Origin of the sequence: Palleronia abyssalis, from assembly GCF_900302445.1 — a bacterium.
In the GTDB taxonomy this organism is placed as follows: domain Bacteria; phylum Pseudomonadota; class Alphaproteobacteria; order Rhodobacterales; family Rhodobacteraceae; genus Palleronia; species Palleronia abyssalis.
Map to the genome: position 1 here is coordinate 64580 of NZ_ONZF01000012.1, position 18606 is coordinate 83185.

Genomic DNA, 18606 nt, shown 5'->3' on the forward strand with positions numbered 1-18606 from the left:
CTCTTTATCCCTGACCAGCTACGGCCCCCGGACTATGTGTGCAAGAACGGGCCGGCAATCGCGTCGTACGGCGGTTGCTTTGAGCCCAGTCCGACATAGGCTAACAGACATGACCGGTACAGTTCGCAAACCCGCTTCGATCGTTGATCCCAAGGTTGCCGAGGCGCTCCACCAGGGGCGACATGGCGACCCGTTTTCCGTCCTCGGCAGGCATGGCGGCACCGTCCGCGTGCTGGACCCCGGGGCGGAACGCATGTTCGCCGTCATCGATGGCACAGAATATGAGCTTGGCCGCGTTGCCGGCGGCATGGCCGTATTCGCGGGTGAAGTGCCCGAGTCGGGCCACTATTGGCTGCGCGGCTATGCCGGGACCGAGACGTGGGAATACGAGGACGCCTATCGCTTCGGCCCCGTGATGGGCGAACTGGACGAGTATCTTCTGGGTGAGGGCACGCACCAGCGGATCTGGACCGTCCTGGGGGCGCATGTCCTTGAACACGAGGGCCAATGGGGCACGCAGTTCGCGGTCTGGGCCCCAAATGCCGAACGTGTCAGCGTCGTGGGCGGCTTCAACCATTGGGACGGGCGACGGCATGCTATGCGCCCCCGTGGGGCGACTGGCGTGTGGGAAATCTTCGTCCCCAACGTCACCGACGGCGAAGTCTACAAGTACGAGATTCTCGGCGCCGGGGGGCAGCTGCAACCCCTGAAGTCCGATCCGGTCGGATTCGGAAGCCAGCATGCGCCGCAGAACAGCTCGATCGTTCGGGATATTTCCGGCTATGGCTGGAAGGACGACGACTGGATGGCCGAACGCGGTGGCCGGAACGGCCGCACGGCGCCGATCTCGGTCTACGAGGTGCATCTTGGTTCGTGGAAGCGCGTAGCCGCGGAAGGAAACCGGCCGCTGTCGTACAAGGAGGCGGCAGAGGAGCTTGTGGATTATGTCCACGACATGGGCTTCACTCATATCGAGCTTCTGCCGATCAGCGAATATCCCTTCGACGGGTCGTGGGGCTATCAGCCGGTGGGCCTGTTCGCCCCGACGATCCGCTTCGGCCCCCCGCACGAGTTCCGCGATCTGATCGATGCGGCGCACCGCAAGGGCTTGGGCATTCTCCTCGATTGGGTTCCCGGACACTTCCCGGCGGACCCGCATGGACTGGGACAGTTCGACGGCACCGCATTGTACGAGCATGCCGATCCCAGGGAAGGCTTCCACCAGGACTGGAATACGCTGATCTACAATTACGGCCGGACAGAGGTGAAGAATTTCCTGACGTCGAATGCCATCTACTGGCTGGAAGAGTATCACATCGATGGACTGCGCGTAGATGCCGTCGCGTCGATGCTTTACCGTGATTACTCCCGCAAGGAAGGGGAGTGGGTTCCGAACAAGTTTGGCGGGCGCGAGAACCTCGAAGCGATCGATTTCCTCAAGGGCGCGAACATGGCGGCCTACGGCGCCGCGGACGGGATCATGACGGTGGCCGAGGAATCGACCAGTTTCCCGCAGGTCAGCCGCCCGGTCGACGACGGTGGCCTGGGCTTCGGATTCAAGTGGAACATGGGGTGGATGAACGACACCCTGCGTTACATGGAAAAGGACCCGATCTACCGCAAGCACGACCATCATCTGATGACATTCGGCCTGCACTACGCCTTTTCTGAAAATTTCATCCTGCCGATCAGCCATGACGAGGTCGTCCACGGCAAGGGTTCGATGCTGAACAAGATGCCGGGTGGCGAGGATGAGAAGTTCGCCAACCTGCGCGCCTATTACAGCTTCATGTGGGGGCACCCGGGCAAGAAGCTTCTGTTCATGGGGTGTGAATTTGCGCAGCCTTCCGAGTGGAACCACAACAGCCAGCTCAGCTGGGGTGTCATGGACAACCCGAAACACGCCGGGATCCAGCGTCTGGTGCGGGACCTGAACACGCTTTACCGCGCCGAACCCGCGCTTCATGCGCTGGATTGCGAGCCGTCGGGTTTCCAGTGGATCGAGGCGAACGACGCGGACGCCTCGGTCTACGCTTGGATCCGGCGGTCGGGGGGCACGGACCCGGAAGTCGTGGTAGCCTGTAACTTCACGCCCGTCGAACGGCCCTACAAGCTGGGGATGCCGCAGGCTGGGCGCTGGCGCGAGGCGTTCTGTTCGGACGCCGAGATCTACGGCGGCCAGGGGCGCGGCAACATGGGTGGTGTCGATGCCAAGGCGGGCGAACGGAACGGTCAGCCCGCCGAAGCTGACGTGTACCTGCCGCCCTTGTCGACGGTCATTTTCGTCAAGGAATAACAAATGGGCTGAAAATCAGTCCGAAAGGGGGGGAGAATGGAGTCCAACAAGCGACTTTCGTCCCGCACGATGGCGTTCGTCCTGGCGGGCGGACGCGGATCGCGGCTGAAGCAATTGACTGACACGCGCGCCAAGCCCGCGGTCTATTTCGGGGGCAAGACGCGGATCGTCGACTTCGCGCTTTCCAACGCCCTGAACTCGGGAATTCGGAAGATGGCGATCGCCACGCAATACAAGGCGCACAGCCTGATCCGGCATTGCCAGCGCGGGTGGTCCTTCTTCAGGGCGGAGCGTAACGAATACCTGGACATCCTGCCGGCCTCCCAACGGGTGGCCGAAGACAAGTGGTACCTGGGCACGGCCGATGCGGTGACCCAGAATATCGACATCATCGACAGCTACGGGATCGAGTACATCCTGATCCTTGCCGGCGATCACATCTACAAGATGGATTACGAGGTGATGATCCAGGAGCATGTCGAGACCAATGCCGACGTGACCGTCGGCTGCCTGACGGTTCCGCGCGAGGAGGCGACGGCCTTCGGCGTCATGGCGGTGGATGACAGCCTCAAGATCACCTCTTTCCTCGAAAAGCCGGCGGATCCCCCGGGAATGCCCGGCGACCCAGACAGCGCGCTGGCCTCGATGGGGATCTATGTCTTCAAGTGGTCCTATCTACGAGAGCTTTTGCTGAACGATCAGGAGCTTGAAGGCTCCAAGCACGATTTCGGCGGCGACATCGTCCCCTATATCGTGAAGAACGGCCGCGCGCAGGCGCACCGCTTCACTGACAGTTGCGTAAAGCACCGGTCCGACGCCCCTGCCTATTGGCGCGATGTCGGTACGATCGATGCCTATTGGCAGGCCAATATCGACCTTACGAATTTCGACCCTGAGCTGGACTTGTGGGATCAGAACTGGCCGATCTGGACGTACTCGGAAATTACGCCCCCAGCCAAGTTCATCCATGACGAAGAGAACCGCCGCGGGCACGCCATCAGCTCGATGGTGGCCGGGGGGTGCATCGTGTCGGGCACCGAGATCCGCGAGTCGCTTCTGTTCAGCCACGTGCACACGAACAGCTATTCGATCCTCGAACAGGCGGTGATCCTGCCGCATGTGACGATCGCGCGGCACGTGGACCTGCGCAAATGCGTGGTGGACGGAGGCGTCTCGATCCCCGAGGGACTGACGATCGGGCAGGATCCGAAAGAGGATGCCGAGTTCTTCGAAGTGTCGAAATCCGGCGTGACGCTGATCACCCAGCCGATGGTCGATGCGTGGAAGGCCGCACAGTAATGCGGGTCTTGTCGGTGGCCTCTGAATGCGCTCCGTTGATCAAGACCGGGGGCCTTGCCGACGTCGTGGGGGCGCTGCCGCACGCGCTCGCCGCGGAAGGCATAGAGATGCGCGTGCTTCTGCCAGGGTATCCTGCGGTCCTGAACCGCGTCGCCGATACGAAGGAAGCGATGAGCTTCGATCACCTCTACGGTGGTCCGGCGCGACTTCTCAGGGCCGAAGCAGACGGGCTTTCGCTTTACGTGCTCGAGGCGGCCCATTTGTACGATCGGGGCGGGACCATTTACCTCGACGAAGAGGGCCGGGACTGGCCCGACAATCCCGAGCGGTTCGCCGCCCTGTGTCGCGCGGGCGCCGAAATTTGTCGTGGCACCGTGGGCTGGACGCCTCAGGTGGCCCATGGCCATGACTGGCAGGCCGGGCTTCTTCCCTATTTCCTCAGGAAGGACGGCACACCGGTCGCCTCGGTCGAGACCATACACAACATCGCGTTCGCGGGCCGGTTCGAGCCGTCGCGCATCGAAAGTCTGGGGCTGGATCCGACCGATAACCATGTCGATGGCTACGAGTTCTGGGGCACAGGTTCGACACTGAAGGCGGCCCTTGTCTGGGCGGACCGGATTACCACGGTGTCTCCGCGCTATGCGCGCGAATTGACGACTCCAGCTTTTGGAATGGGGTTCGAAGGGTTGATCTGGTCGCGTCGCGGCGACCTCGCGGGCATCTTGAACGGCATCGACACGGATGCCTGGAACCCCGGGAAGGACCCGGCGATCCGGCAGTTCAAGACCGCGCGCGGAAAGACGGCGGCGACCGCAGCGCTGCGGGCCGAGCTTGGTTTGCCCGACGCGGACGGCCCGCTTGCCGTCGTGATCAGCCGCCTGACGCATCAGAAGGGGCTGGACCTGCTGCTCGACGTGCTCCCCGAATATCTTGAATCGGGTGGACAGCTGGCGCTTCTCGGGTCGGGGGACCGGGACCTTGAACGCGCATGGGGCGACGCGGCAGACCGACATGACGGCCTGTCGGTTCATATCGGGTATGATGAGGCGCTGTCGCACCGCATGATGGCCGGGGGGGAGGCCGTGCTGGTACCGTCGCGCTTCGAACCCTGCGGCCTGACCCAGCTTTACGGTTTGCGCTACGGGGCGATCCCGGTCGTCGCTCGGGTGGGGGGCTTGGCGGATACCGTGATCGATGCCAACGACGCCGCGATCCGTACCAAAGCCGCGACGGGCATCGTTCATGCCGCCGATAGCGCCGAGGCCCTGTCACTTGCCCTGACCCGTATGCTAGAGCTTCGCGCGTCGCCCGGGACCTGGTCGCAAATGGTCAAGACCGCCATGCGCCATCCCGTCGGATGGGATGTTTCGGCCGGCGCATACGCAGAGCTCTACAGGGACCTCGTCACCAACTGATGCCGAAAACAATTTCGATCGCCGCCGGACGTTCAACGCAACTGGGGGCGACCTTCGACGGGGATGGCGTGAACTTCGCCGTCTTCTCGCAAAATGCCACCCGGATGGAGCTGTGTCTTTTCCCCGAGGGCGGCGGCGAGGTCCGTATTGACCTGCCCGAGCGCAACGGCGATGTCTGGCACGGGTATATCTCGGGCCTGACGCCGGGCATGCATTACGGTTATCGTGCGCATGGGCCTTACGCCCCCGCACAAGGACATCGCTTCAACCCGGCCAAGCTGCTGATGGACCCGTACGCAAAGCGTTTGACCGGGCATCCGCAGTGGAACGACGCCCTGATGGGCTACACTGTGGGCAAAGAGGATTCCGTCCCGGACCCGCGGGACTCTGCGCCGTACATGCCGCGATCCGTGGTCGAGGATCCGGCCTTCTCGTGGGGGCGGGACCTGCCCCCGCAGGTCACGGTCGAACAGTCGGTGATCTACGAGGCGCATGTGAAGGGCCTGACCGCGCGGCGCCGGGACGTGCGCTTTCCGGGAACCTTCCTGGGGCTGGCGAGCGATCCGATGCTGGATTATTACACCAAGCTTGGCATCACGGCGATCGAGCTTCTGCCGGTCCAGGCGTTCCTGACCGACCGCTTCCTGCACGAGAAGAATCTGACGAATTACTGGGGCTATCAGACGCTGGGCTTCTTTGCGCCCGAGCCGAAATACCTCGCCCGCGGGAAGATCGCCGAGTTTCAGCAGATGGTCGCGCGCCTGCACCGCGCGGGGATCGAGGTGATCCTCGACGTGGTCTACAACCACACCTGCGAGGGCAACGAGCTTGGTCCGACCCTGTCTTTTCGGGGCCTCGACAACGCAAGCTATTACCGGCTGATGCCGGAGGACAAGCGCCTCTATGTCAACGACACCGGCTGCGGGAACACGGTGAACGTGGATCATCCCATGGTGCTGCGAATGATCATGGACAGCCTGCGCTACTGGGTCGAGGTCATGCATGTCGACGGGTTCCGGTTCGACCTGTGCTCGACCCTGGCGCGGGTGGACGAGGGCGGTTTCGATCGCGGCGCGGCCTTCTTCGACGCGATACGGCAGGATCCGGTTCTGGCGCAGGTCAAGCTGATCGCCGAGCCTTGGGATATCGGGCCGGGGGGCTATCAGCTGGGGGGCTTCCCGCCGCCGTTTCTGGAATGGAACGACAAGTATCGCGACCGTGTGCGCATGTTCTGGCGCGGGGATGCGGGATCGGTTCCGGGTCTGGCCGACCGCCTGACTGGCTCAGCCTTGCAATTCGATCATTCTGGACGTCCGGCCACTGCAAGCGTCAACCTGCTGACCGCGCATGATGGTTTCACGCTGCACGATGTGGTCAGCTATACCAAGAAGCATAACGACGCGAATGGCGAGGGCAATCGCGACGGCCACGGGCAGAACTATTCCGACAACCTGGGGGTCGAGGGACCGACCCGGAAAAAGGGCGTCATCGCCGCCCGCAACCGGCGCAAACGCAACATGATGGCTACCCTGATGCTCAGCCAAGGGACCCCCATGATCCTGGCTGGAGATGAGGTAGGCCATACCCAAGGCGGCAACAACAACGCGTATTGCCAGGACAATCAGACAAGCTGGATCGACTGGGACCGCGCTGACGGTGACTTCCTGGAGTTTACCCGCGCCATGATAAGATTCCGGCAGGAACATCCGCTGTTGCGGCAGAAACTGTTCCTGCATTCGCGTGAGCGTACGGTAGACGGGCGCGAGGACCTTTTCTGGTGGCGATCCGACGGCCAGCCCATGGCGCAGGAGGACTGGGAGGACCCGGAACTTCGGGCCCTTGGGGCCGAACTGCGCATGGCAAGCGGCACGCCTGCCTACGCGGAAACCGAGGAAGCTATCTTCGCGATCTTCAATCGCGGCCCTGCGCGCGACTGGATTCTGCCCGACCCGCCGTCGGGTATGGAGTGGGACTGGCGCATTGATACGGCCGAGCCCGAACGCGTGGGCGAGCTGGTGCGGGGAACCGTTGGCATCGCAGGGGATTCCGTCTCTGTCTTCGTATTGTGGGGGGGGCCCGAATGACCGAGTCACGCGACAGTCTGGCCGCGGCCCTTGGGGTCGTATTATCTTATGACGATGCGACGGGTCGGACACACACGCTGTCGCCCGATAGTCGGGATGCGGTCCTAGCCGGGTTCGGGGTGCATAGCGAGGCCGAGGTCGACGCGCGCCTGAGGGACCTCGACCGACAGCCGCTGATCCCCGAATGGCAAGTCGTCGTGTCCGACGCCCCCGTCCAGATTGATGCGCTTGGTGGACGGTCGTGGACGTTGATCCCGGAAGAGGGTAATCCGACCCAGGGGCAGGGCGCCGATCTGGGTCCGCTACCGATAGGCATCCACCGCATCGAAGTCGAAGGGGCCGCGGGCTGGTTGCTTGCAGCGCCCGAGACCCTGCCCGAGCCGCCGCTGGCATGGGGGATGACGGTCCCCCTGTACGGCTTGGCCGTCGACGGGAGAATCGGGAGCTATGCCGATCTTGCGCAGGCCGCGCGATCCCTGGGGGCTGCTGGCGCCGATTTCGTGGGCGTGAATCCGGTCCATGCCGGTTTTCCGTCGGACACGGGCGCGTTTTCCCCCTATGCCCCCGCTCACCGCGGCCGTTTGTCGACCATGCACGTGGCACCCCGGGACGAGGCCTCCTTGCCCCCTGCGGATCTGCTCGACTATTCAGACGCGTTGCCTGCCCGGATGGAGGCGCTTCGCGCGGCGTTCCGTCCGGACGCGGATTTCACGGCTTGGCGCGCCCAACAGGGGGCCGAGATCGAGCGGTTCGCGCTTCATCAGGCGCTCAGCGAGGCGTACGGCCCGTACTGGCCGCAATGGCCGGACGCCCTGCACGATCCCGAGGGCGAAGCCGCGGCCGAGTTTGCGGCCCAGAACCAGGAAAAGGTCGCCTTCCACGTCTGGCTGCAGTACATGGCCGACCGACAGCTAGCGGACGCGCAAGAGGCGGCCCTGAACGCAGGAATGCGGTTCGGCCTCTACCTCGACTTGGCGGTCGGAACCCACCCGAAAGGGGCCGAGACCTGGGGCCGTCCCGACCTGTTCGCCCATGGTGTGTCGCTTGGCGCCCCGCCCGATGCATTCTCGGCGGAAGGGCAAAGCTGGGGACTTGCGCCGATGCGGCCCGACACGCTTGCCGCCGACGGGTTCCGCCCGATCCAGGCGATTCTGCGCAGTGCCCTGAGCCATGCGAAGCTTCTTCGGATCGACCACGTTCTGGGATTCGAGCGGACATTCTGGGTTCCCGAAGGGGATGCGCCCGGCGCGTATGTCTCCATGCCGCGCGAGGCGCTTCTGGCCGTCGCCCGGATCGAGGCCACGCGCGCTGGTGCGACCGTGGTGGGCGAGGATCTGGGCAACATTCCCGGCGGCCTTCGCGATGCGCTTGCCCAAAGCGGCCTTCTGGGCTGCCGCGTGGCGCAGTTCGAACGCCATTGGGATCAGGGCGACAACGCCTTCAGTCCGGCGCAGGACTATGCGCGCGCGGCGCTGACCTCGTGGGGCAGCCACGATCTGCCCACGTGGGAGGGGTGGAAATCCGGTCGCGACATCGACTGGCGGCGCGACGTGGGTGATATCGACAATGTGGCCCATGCCGATCAGATGGAAGCGCGCCGACAAGCCGTTTCGGCCTTCTGCGACCTGATCGGCGGCGAAGGAATGGATGATCTGCACCAGTTTCTCGCCGCGACCCCCTCGCGGCTGGTCGTGGCGCAGATCGAAGACGTGCTGGGCCGCGTCGAACAGGCGAATTTGCCCGGGACCGTGCACCAGCACCCGAACTGGCGCCGACGGGTCGGCGTGGCGCCCGACGAATTGGGATCGCTTGACGCCATCCAACGCACGGCCATCATCATGCGCGACGCCGGAAGATAGGACACGATATGGAACGCCTCACGATCGACACCCAGCCCATCGAGGGGCAGAAACCCGGGACCAGCGGTCTGCGCAAGAAGACGAAGGTCTTCATGCAGCCCCATTACCTTGAGAATTTCGTCCAGAGCATCTGGGAAGGGATCGGTGGCGTCGAAGGCAAGACCCTCGTCCTTGGCGGCGACGGCCGGTACTTCAGCGACCGCGCCGCGCAGGTGATCCTGCGGATGGCGGCGGCTTCGGGGGCGGCGAAGGTGATCGTGGGGCAGGGGGCGCTTCTTTCCACGCCGGCCGCATCGAACCTGATCCGCAAGCAGGGTACGGATGGCGGCATCATCTTGTCGGCCAGCCACAATCCCGGCGGCCCGGACGAGGATTTCGGGGTGAAGTTCAACAACCCCAACGGCGGCCCCGCACCCGAGGAGGTGACCAACCGCATCTTCGAGGCGACGAAGACGATCCGGAAATATCACATCCTCGAGGCGCAGGACCTCGACTTGGCGGCGCCGGGCAGCCACGACCTGGGCGGCATGACGGTCGAGGTTGTCGATCCCGTCGCCGACTATGCCGAGCTCATGGAAGAGCTGTTCGACTTCGATGCGATCCGCGCGATGATCTCGGGCGGGTTTCGGCTTTGCTTCGACGCCATGCACGCCGTGACGGGCCCCTATGCGAAAGAGATCCTCGAACGACGTCTCGGCGCGGCGGAGGGAAGTGTCATGAACGCGGTGCCCCAACCGGATTTCGCGGGCGGCCATCCCGACCCCAACCCGGTCTGGGCAAAAGAGCTGATGGAGGTGATGCACGGCGCTGACGCCCCCGATTTCGGCGCGGCCAGCGACGGGGACGGGGACCGCAACATGATCATGGGGCCCGGCATGTACGTCGCGCCGTCGGACAGTCTTGCGGTTCTTGCCGCGAACGCCGAAGCCGCGCCGGCCTATAAGGGCGGGATCAAGGGGGTCGCCCGGTCCATGCCGACCAGTCGGGCGGTGGATATTGTTGCAGAACGCCAGGGCCTCGACTCCTTCGAGACACCGACCGGGTGGAAGTTCTTCGGCAACCTGCTTGATGACGGGCGCGTGCGTCTTTGCGGTGAGGAAAGTGCCGGCACCGGAAGCGATCATGTTCGCGAAAAGGACGGGCTTTGGGCGGTGCTTCTTTGGCTTAACATCCTCGCCAAGTCCGGCAAAGGCGTGGTCGAGCTGATGCAGGATCACTGGCGTACCTATGGCCGCAATTTCTATTCGCGCCATGATTTCGAGGGGATCGAGACCGAGCGTGCGAATGCCCTCATGGACGATTTGCGCGTCAAACTCGCTGACCTGCCCGGTACCACAGTTTCGGGCCGAGCGGTGGAAGCTGCCGACGAGTTCTCTTATACCGACCCGGTGGATGGCTCGGTCGCGACGGCGCAGGGCATCCGTATCTATCTGGACGGCGGCGCGCGTATCGTGCTGCGGCTGTCCGGCACCGGAACGACCGGCGCTACCTTGCGCGTCTATCTCGAGGATCGCAGCGAGGATCCGGCGACCTTCGACACCGATGTGCAGGACGCGCTGAAGGATGTCAGTGCCGCCGCGCACGAGATCGCCGGGATCGAACATCACACGGGACGCACCGAACCGGACGTGCGCGCCTGAGAAAGGACTAGAATGCCACTGAAAGACCGTGTCGCCGCCGATATGGACAAGGCGGCGGGTCTTGCCGATTTCTGCCGCAAGACCCTGACCACCGCCGAAACCGCGTTCGAGGCGCACCAGCTTCTGGCCCGTCGCATGGGCGGCCAGATCGACGGCGATCACGCGACCTTCGGCTTCTGGACACCCGAGCTTCAGGATGCGCGGATCCCCGACAGCGATGTCTTCCTCGAGGTGTTGTCGCCGACCGGTCCATTGGATCTGACGCGGGCGCACCAGACGGTGCCTTTCGAACGCATCTACTTGCCCGTCGCACGGTACGAGGCGCATACCTTCGCTGCCGCGACCGGGATGCGGGCCGGCACCCGCAACGAAGGCGGCGATTTCTATGCGCTGGTCTGGCGCGACCAGCAGGACGAGTGGCACCGCATTCTCGATCCGCTGGCCTCCTCGTTGCCGTTCGGGGCGCTGGCACCGGCCGAACTTTACGACCTGGATCGCCTTCAGGCCGAGCGGCGCGACAAGGACTATTGGCACGGCCTGAAGGACGATGCGCCGCACAAGTTCGGCCCCCCCACGAATATCCTGCAGATCCACGTCCCAACCGCCACGGCGGGTGGCACGCTGGCCAGCCTGACCCGGCAGTTCGAACGCCTTGCCGAACGCCTTCGTGGGGATCTTCCGAAGGACCCGTCCGACGAAATCTATCTGGGGTACGACGCGGTGCAGCTTCTGCCGGTCGAGCCGACGACCGTCTACGAGACCGGCCCGGATTTCTGGCAGGAACGCCCTGTCGAAGACAGCCGGATCGAGGTCGAACTGATCCGCCCCGATACGACGAACTGGGGCTATGACATCGTGATTTCCGGCATGGCGACGGTGAACCCGGTCCTTCTGGAATCCGGTCGGCCCGATGAATTAGCGGATCTTGCGGCTGCGCTGCACAATTTCCCGAACAAGCCCAAGATGCTGGTGTTCGACGTGGTGTTCGGGCACGCGGACAACCAAGGCTTGGGGGCGCTGAACAGCCACTATTTCGCCGGGCCGAACATGTATGGCCAGAACCTAGACTACAAGAACCCGGCCGTGCGGGCAATTCTTCTCGAGATGCAGCGCCGGAAAGTCGATTTCGGGGCGGACGGCGTTCGTGTGGACGGCGCGCAGGATTTCAAATGGTGGGATCCGCAGTCGCAGGAAATGCAGCACGACGACGAGTATCTGAATCTGATGTCGGACATCGTTCAGAACGTGGCCGGGACCGACTATCGCCCTTGGTTCGTCTTCGAAGACGGCCGCCCCTGGCCCCAAGAGGATTGGGAGCTAAGCTCGACCTACCGCGCGGTGATCGAGCAGCACGCGGACGAGGACGTGTTCCAGTGGGGGCCACTTACCTTCGCACACAACACTCCGTTCATCTACGGCTATTGGCTGTCGAAATGGTGGCGCATCAAGGAGATGCTGGATCGCGGCGCCAACTGGATTTCGGGCACGGCGAACCACGACACGCTGCGCCGCGGGACGCAGGTGAACCCCAAATTGAACATCAACACCCGCCTTGGCGAGACACGGATGGAAATCCTCGAGAAGGCATACGACAACCCAGCGGTGTCGATGCTGACCTATGCGGCCTTCCCTGGCGTACCCATGGACTTCCTGAACGCCACCGCACGGGCGAATTGGGGGTTCATTCGCAACCAGGACGACAAGTATGGCGTCAAGGTCGTGGCCGAGGAAGCGATCAGCCTGAAATGGCAGGTTGACGAATACCGCTATTCGGTGCCCGGCAACTTTCGCCGGCTGAAGGATCTGGGGTTCGAGACGCGCGAGGAACTCAAGCGGTTCTTCGAATTCCTCCCCGCCCTGGTCGAGGTGACGGAATACGACCTCGACCATATCGCGAAGCTTCTGAACGGGGTCGAGCCGCCGCTGGCCGGTCCGGGTCGCTTCACGGTACGTGATCTGAAGATCATCGCACGGGCCTGGATGGACGACATGCATGATTACTGCAACGTCGCGAATTCCACCTCCGCTCTTAACCCAGTGCAAACTCGGTTCATGCTGGACTTGCGGAACTATCGGCGCGCGAATCCATGGCTTCGTGGTAACCTCGGGCCCGAAGACTATTTTGATTACATGCAGCCGGTGGACGGGCGAACGGTGTTCACCAGCTATCGCAAGGGCCCGGACAAGGAGGTGTTCACCATCACCCATATGGAAGGCGGGGCAACGTCGGATTTCGATCCGCTTCGGCTGCCCATCCCTGGGCTGAAGGGGACCGGATGGCGGTGCGTTCTGCGCACGCCCGGGATCGGAGAGGATTATATTTCCGGGCCGATCGTGCTGCGCGACTCCATGGGGCTGGTGTTCGAAAGGACCTAGGATGTTGAAACGTTTCGGCCCAGACGAACGTATAGGACCTGTCAATCGCTTCGCCGGCTTCGCGGCCGTTGTGATAGTTGCCGTGTTATGCGCAGTCGCGGCTGCCTTCGATGGTGGATGGTGGTGGTTCTTCACGGCGGTCTTCGTCGCGCTTTCGGCGCTCGGGGTGCACGACGTGATCCAAACCCATCATGCGATCCTCCGAAACTACCCGGTTCTGGGCCACATCCGCTTTTTTTTCGAGAAGATCCGGCCGGAAATTCGCCAGTACTTCCTGGAGGGCGATCAGGACGAAGAGCCATTCAGCCGTGAGGATCGCTCGATCGTCTATCAGCGCGCCAAGAACGAAGAAGGTGCGCGCCCGTTCGGCACCAAACAGAAAGTCTATGAAGGCGGCTATTCGTGGATGACCCACTCGATCGCCCCCACGCATCTGGATCGCAACGACTTTCGCGTCCGGATCGGCGGTCCGGATTGCAAGCAGCCCTATGACGCCTCGCTCTACAACGTCTCGGCCATGTCCTTCGGGTCGCTCTCGGGCGCCGCGATCGAGGCCATCAATAAAGGCGCGCGGATGGGCGGTTTCGCGCAGGATACCGGGGAAGGGGGGATCTCGAAGTATCATCGGCATGGCGGCGATCTGATCTGGGAGATCGGGTCGGGCTATTTCGGATGCCGGAACAACGAGACCGGGCGCTTCGATCCCGACAAGTTCCTGGCGCAGATCGAGGATCCCCAGATCAAAATGGTGGAGCTGAAGCTGAGCCAGGGGGCCAAGCCTGGCCATGGGGGCATGCTGCCCGCTGCCAAGATCACCGAGGAAATCGCCGAGGCGCGCGGTGTGCCAAGAGAGGTCGACTGCGTATCCCCCGCCGGACATGCGGAATTTTCGACCCCTATCGAGATGTGTGAGTTCATCGGACGACTGCGTGAGCTTTCGGGCGGTAAGCCGATCGGCTTCAAACTGTGCATCGGCCACCGGCGTGAGTTCATGTGCATCGTGAAAGCGATGATTCAGACCGGAATCTATCCCGACTTCATCGTCGTCGACGGCACTGAAGGCGGTACGGGGGCGGCTCCGATGGAGTTTGCCAACCACGTTGGCATGCCGCTGACCGAAGGTCTTTCGTTTGTTCACAACGTGCTGCGCGGTGCCGACATCCGCGACCGCATCCGGATCGGGGCAAGCGGCAAGCTGATCCATGCCTATGACATTGCCCGTGCCTTCGCGATGGGTGCGGACTGGTGCAATTCCGCACGGGGATTCATGTTCTCGGTCGGGTGTATCCAGGCCCAAGCCTGCCACACGAACCACTGCCCGACCGGAGTGACGACGCAGGATCCGCTGCGCCAACGCGCTTTGGTCGTGCCGGAAAAATCGGTACGAGTGGCGAACTTTCATCGCAACACCATGCGTGCCCTTGCGGAAATGACAGGGGCTGCGGGCCTAGATGACCCGCGGGATTTCCTTCCGTATCATTTCATGAAGCGGGAAGGAGACGGCGACATGGTCGAAGCATCGGATGTCTGGACATACCTACCTATGGGCTTCCTTGTCCGCGACGTCGGGTTCGATGACGAGGTGTTCCGCCGTCGCTGGAACCGTGCGGGCGCCCAGAGCTTCAAACCCCCCGAACCGGATGGACGTACCCAAACGAAGGCGGATGCCGGAACTCCGGCCGAGGCGGCAGAGTAATTCAACGGTTGTCGAGAAGCCCCCATATATGGTGGGCGCACCCGGAAAGGGCGGCAAGATCATCCTCGACGAACCAGACGGCGAAGCGGTCCATGAAGGTCGAGAAACGGCCTTTGCCGCGGAACGCCTCGTCGAAGCCATAACGCCCAAGGTAGGGCCGCATCGCACCGGCCATCCCGCCCACGAGATACACGCCCCCGAAAGGCAGGTGGGTCAGGGCCAAGTCCCCGGCGACACGGCCCAATGCCCTGCAGAACGCGTCCGCAGTCTTGCGGGCGGCTGGATCTGCGTCGGCGGCTATTGCGGCCATGATGCCGGCGGAGGTCTTCTGCGCCTCGGTTCCTGACGCCCAGGCATAGATCCGTTCAATCCCGCGCCCGGACAGCACATCCTCGACCCCGGGAAACCCGTGATGGCTTGAGACATAGCGGGCCAGCGACATGTCGTCGTCGGTGAGGACCGGGAACGAGGTATGCCCGCTTTCGCAAGGGGGGACGAAGCGGCCCATGTCCGTTTGGAAGACGGGCACCGCGTTGAACCCGGTCCCCACCCCGATCACCAACTTTGCGTTGTGGTCGTCACCCAAAGGACCTGGAAGGATGCGCGTCAAACTGGTTTCGGGTAGGAATGGTATCGCGTGGCCCTGTGCCTGAAGGTCGTTCAGAATGGCGGTCGTCTTCGCCCCGGTGGCGGCCGAAAGCTGATCACGGTCGAAGGCCCAGTCCAAATTCGTAAGGCGGCCAACACCATCCATGACCGGGCCTGCCACGGCGATACACGCCCCGTCGCAGGCTACTTCCCGGGCCGCAAGGTAGGTGCGGAAGATGTCGCCAAGGCCAGAATGGTCGCGGTTTCGAAACCGGGCCGTCGTTGCCGGGTCGACCTGACCGTCTTTCGCTAGGGCTACGCGGGTGTTCGTGCCCCCCACATCGGAAACGAGACTGATCGCGCTCATCTGCGAAGGGCTTCCTGAAGCGCCAAGTAAGAGGCCTTCGGGGTTCGCGCCTGGGTGCTGTAGTCGACATGGACGATGCCGAAGCGCGGTGCGTAGCCCTCGTTCCACTCGTAATTGTCCAAAAGCGACCAGGTGAAATAGCCCTTGACCGGGATACCCTCGTCGACAGCGCGTTTGACCTGACTGATATGCGCGTCGATATAGGCGACCCGCTTGGCATCTTTCACCTCTCCGCCCGACAGGGTGTCGTTCCAGGCCATCCCGTTTTCGGTAACGTAAAGCGGAAGCCCGCGCGTATAGCCGTCATGCACTCGTTTCAGAAAGGAATGCAGCCCTTCGGGAAAGATCTCCCACCCGAGCTGCGTTTTCGGCAGAGATCCTTCCACGGCTTCGTGCGACGGCCAGGGGCCACCCGAGGGGCTGATGATCTTGCGGGTGTAGTAATTCAGGCCCATCCAGTCCAGCGGCTGGCCAATCAGGTCCATATCGTCCTGCCAGTTCTTCGGCATATGGGGCCCCAGCCCCTCCAGCACGTCGTCGGGGTAGCGACGGTTCATGAAGGCGCCGATGAAGAACCGGTTATAGTAGCCGTCGTAAAGCGTCGCGGCCTTGTGCGCTTCGGGGCTGCTGTCGGCCGGGGTGGCATATTCGAAGTTGCAGACCGCGCCGAGGTTCTTCACCCCAAGCCCGCGCATCACCTCGATCGATCGGCCATGCGCCAGGCAGACATGGTGCATCGCCCGGGCCGTGGCCCGGATGTCGCGCAAGCCCGGCGCGTGGTTGCCCAGGAAATGCGACATGAAACCGACGCACCAAGGCTCGTTTATTGGGGCGGCCGACCAAACGCGATCGCCGATCCGCGACATGACGACTTCGGTAAAGCGCGCGAAATGATCCGCAATCTCGCGGTTGCGCCACCCCCCGGCATCCGCGAGAGGCGAGGGAAGTTCCCAGTGATAGAGGGTCACGGCCGGCTTCAACCCGCGCTCTAGAAGGCCGTCGACAAGCTTGTCGTAGAAGTCCAGACCTTCGGCATTCACGGCGCCAGTGCCGTCCGGAATGACCCGCGCCCAAGAGGTCGAGAAACGATAGACGTCGAAATTCCCGTCGCGCAGAAGATCCAGATCTTCGGGCCATCGGTTGAGGTGATCGCACGCGATGTCCCCGTTCGCGGCACCTATCACGTTGCCCGGGGTTGCGGCAAAATCGTCCCAATGGGTCTGCCCCGCGCCGCCTTGGGCATGCCCTTCGATCTGATAAGATGACGTCGCCGCGCCGAAGAGGAAATCGTCAGGAAAGTCAGACCGGGTGTGAGTGAGCATTTGTGCATCCGTGCTATGTGTCGCAGTCAACATAGGCGCCTGTCCGGCCGGGGTCAAAAACACCGTCTTCTGCAGCGCCGCAATCGCAAGCCTCTGAAAACAAGAATTTAATCTTTGTTGCTCTCGCCCGATTGGCGCCTAAGCTTCAGAAATGGCGAAACCGACACGGCGCGGGAGGGCCAGCCGGCCCCGCTCGTCGGGATCAGCCGGACAAAGGCGCGCCACAACAGAAGAAAAAGGGAGAGATAAATGACCACCATGACAAAATTTTATGCGGGCGCCGCGATCCTTGCGCTTTCGAGCGGGATCGCACACGCGCAGGACTTGGTCTTCGAGAAGGGCGAGGGCGCATTCAGCTGGGACAGCCTGGAAGAGTTCGCGTCCAACAACGATTTCTCCGGCGAGTCGATCGACATCACGGGCCCTTGGACCGGCGCGGACGCCGAGCTGGTCAATTCCGTGATCGCCTATTTCGAAGATGCGACCGGCGCGTCCGTCAATTACTCGGGCAGCGACAGCTTCGAGCAGGACATCGTCATCTCGACAGAGGCGAACTCGGCCCCGAACATCGCAGTGTTCCCGCAGCCGGGTCTGCTGAGCGATCTGGCCTCGCGCGGCGCCGTCACCCCGCTCGAGGATGAAACGGCCGAGTGGATCCGCGAAAACTACGCCGCCGGCGACAGCTGGGTCGACCTTGCAACGTTCGAAGGCGAAGGCGGCGAAGACCGACTGTTCGCCTTCCCCTACAAGATCGACGTGAAATCGTTGGTCTGGTACGTGCCCGAGCAGTTCGAGGAGCTAGGCTTGGAAGTTCCCGAAACTTATGAAGAGCTAAAGGAGCTGACCCAAACCATCGCCGACGAAGGCGAAACGCCTTGGTGCATCGGTTTGGGATCGGGCGCCGCAACCGGATGGCCCGCGACCGACTGGGTCGAGGATTTGATGCTGCGGACCGTCAGCCCCGAACAGTACGACGCCTGGGTTTCCAACGAGCTGGATTTCTCGTCCGAGGAAGTTGTCAACGCGATCGGCGAATACGGTTGGTTCCTGCAGGACGGCTATGTCAGCGGCGGGCGCGAAGCCGCGGCCACGACCGACTTCCGCGACTCGCCATCGGGCCTGTTCCAGTTCCCTCCGGAATGCTACATGCACAAGCAGGCAACGTTCATCCCCACCTTCTTCCCGGAAGGCACTGTTGTCGGCGAGGATGTCGATTTCTTCTACTTCCCGGCGCCTGAATCCGGCGATCTCGGCCAGCCCGTTCTAGGCGGTGGCACCATGTTTGCTATCACCGAAGACAGCGAAGCGACCCGTGGCTTCATCGACTTCCTCCAGACCCCACTGGCCCACGAAATCTGGGCGGCGCAGGGCGGCTTGCTGACCCCGCATACGGGGATCAGCCAGGATGTGTTTCCCTCTGATAGCCAACGCGCGCTGAACGACATCCTGCTGAATGCCACAACGTTCCGTTTCGACGCATCCGACCTGATGCCGGGCGAGATCGGCGCGGGCGCATTCTGGACCCAGATGGTTGAGTTCACGACCGGTAGCCAGGACGCCCAGGCGACCGGCGAGGCGATCCAGAGCCGTTGGGACGCCCTTCAGAACTGATCGAGCGACAGGGCGCGCCAAAGTTGGCGCGCCCGACCTCCTGCGTGGGC

Annotated in this window: 11 protein-coding genes; 9 read left to right on the plus strand and 2 right to left on the minus strand. The window is 63.0% G+C overall.

Annotated features, from left to right (window positions below; translation table 11 throughout):
* Window positions 1-109 precede the first annotated feature (109 nt).
* Genes glgB through PAA8504_RS18570 form a run of 8 tightly spaced genes read left to right on the plus strand, consistent with a single transcriptional unit; the run spans window position 110 to window position 14668 of the window.
* Window positions 110-2296 (plus strand): 1,4-alpha-glucan branching protein GlgB, encoded by a 2187-nt coding sequence (glgB, locus tag PAA8504_RS18535; protein WP_108895632.1) that lies wholly within the window; start codon window positions 110-112, stop codon window positions 2294-2296.
* 36 nt (window positions 2297-2332) lie between these two features.
* Entirely contained in the window at window positions 2333-3595 is a 1263-nt protein-coding gene (gene glgC / locus PAA8504_RS18540; RefSeq protein ID WP_108895633.1) for a glucose-1-phosphate adenylyltransferase, read from the plus strand.
* On the plus strand, window positions 3595-5013 hold the full coding sequence (glgA, locus tag PAA8504_RS18545) for a glycogen synthase GlgA (RefSeq protein ID WP_108895634.1): 1419 nt from the start codon (window positions 3595-3597) through the stop codon (window positions 5011-5013). Before glgC ends, glgA begins: the two co-directional genes overlap by 1 nt.
* The gene (gene glgX, locus PAA8504_RS18550; RefSeq protein WP_108895635.1) at window positions 5013-7097 is read left to right on the plus strand and encodes a glycogen debranching protein GlgX; all 2085 of its coding nucleotides are present in this window, start codon (window positions 5013-5015) and stop codon (window positions 7095-7097) included. Before glgA ends, glgX begins: the two co-directional genes overlap by 1 nt.
* On the plus strand, window positions 7094-8956 hold the full coding sequence (locus PAA8504_RS18555) for a 4-alpha-glucanotransferase (RefSeq protein WP_108895636.1): 1863 nt from the start codon (window positions 7094-7096) through the stop codon (window positions 8954-8956). The genes glgX and PAA8504_RS18555 overlap by 4 nt, the downstream gene beginning before the upstream one ends.
* Before the next feature lie 8 nt (window positions 8957-8964).
* A complete protein-coding gene (locus PAA8504_RS18560; RefSeq protein ID WP_108895637.1) occupies window positions 8965-10596 on the plus strand; it encodes an alpha-D-glucose phosphate-specific phosphoglucomutase in 1632 nt (543 codons plus the stop codon).
* 12 nt (window positions 10597-10608) lie between these two features.
* On the plus strand, window positions 10609-12972 hold the full coding sequence (gene gghA, locus PAA8504_RS18565) for a glucosylglycerol hydrolase (protein ID WP_108895638.1): 2364 nt from the start codon (window positions 10609-10611) through the stop codon (window positions 12970-12972).
* Window position 12973: 1 nt separating this feature from the next.
* Window positions 12974-14668 (plus strand): FMN-binding glutamate synthase family protein, encoded by a 1695-nt coding sequence (locus tag PAA8504_RS18570; RefSeq protein WP_108895639.1) that lies wholly within the window; start codon window positions 12974-12976, stop codon window positions 14666-14668.
* 1 nt (window position 14669) lies between these two features.
* On the opposite strand, the gene PAA8504_RS18575 is transcribed toward PAA8504_RS18570, so the two are convergent.
* Together PAA8504_RS18575 and PAA8504_RS18580 are read right to left on the minus strand one after the other, a co-directional pair.
* Window positions 14670-15623, minus strand: a complete 954-nt coding sequence (locus PAA8504_RS18575; RefSeq protein WP_108895640.1) for a glucokinase — start codon at window positions 15621-15623, stop codon at window positions 14670-14672.
* Window positions 15620-16945: a GH1 family beta-glucosidase gene (locus PAA8504_RS18580; RefSeq protein ID WP_108895641.1), complete on the minus strand. Its 1326-nt coding sequence runs from the start codon at window positions 16943-16945 to the stop codon at window positions 15620-15622. Before PAA8504_RS18580 ends, PAA8504_RS18575 begins: the two co-directional genes overlap by 4 nt.
* A gap of 258 nt (window positions 16946-17203) precedes the next feature.
* Here PAA8504_RS18580 and PAA8504_RS18585 point away from each other — a divergent pair, with 258 nt between their 5' ends.
* Window positions 17204-18556 carry an ABC transporter substrate-binding protein gene (locus PAA8504_RS18585; RefSeq protein WP_108895642.1) on the plus strand — a complete coding sequence of 451 codons (1353 nt, stop codon included), beginning with the start codon at window positions 17204-17206 and terminating at the stop codon, window positions 18554-18556.
* Window positions 18557-18606 lie beyond the last annotated feature (50 nt).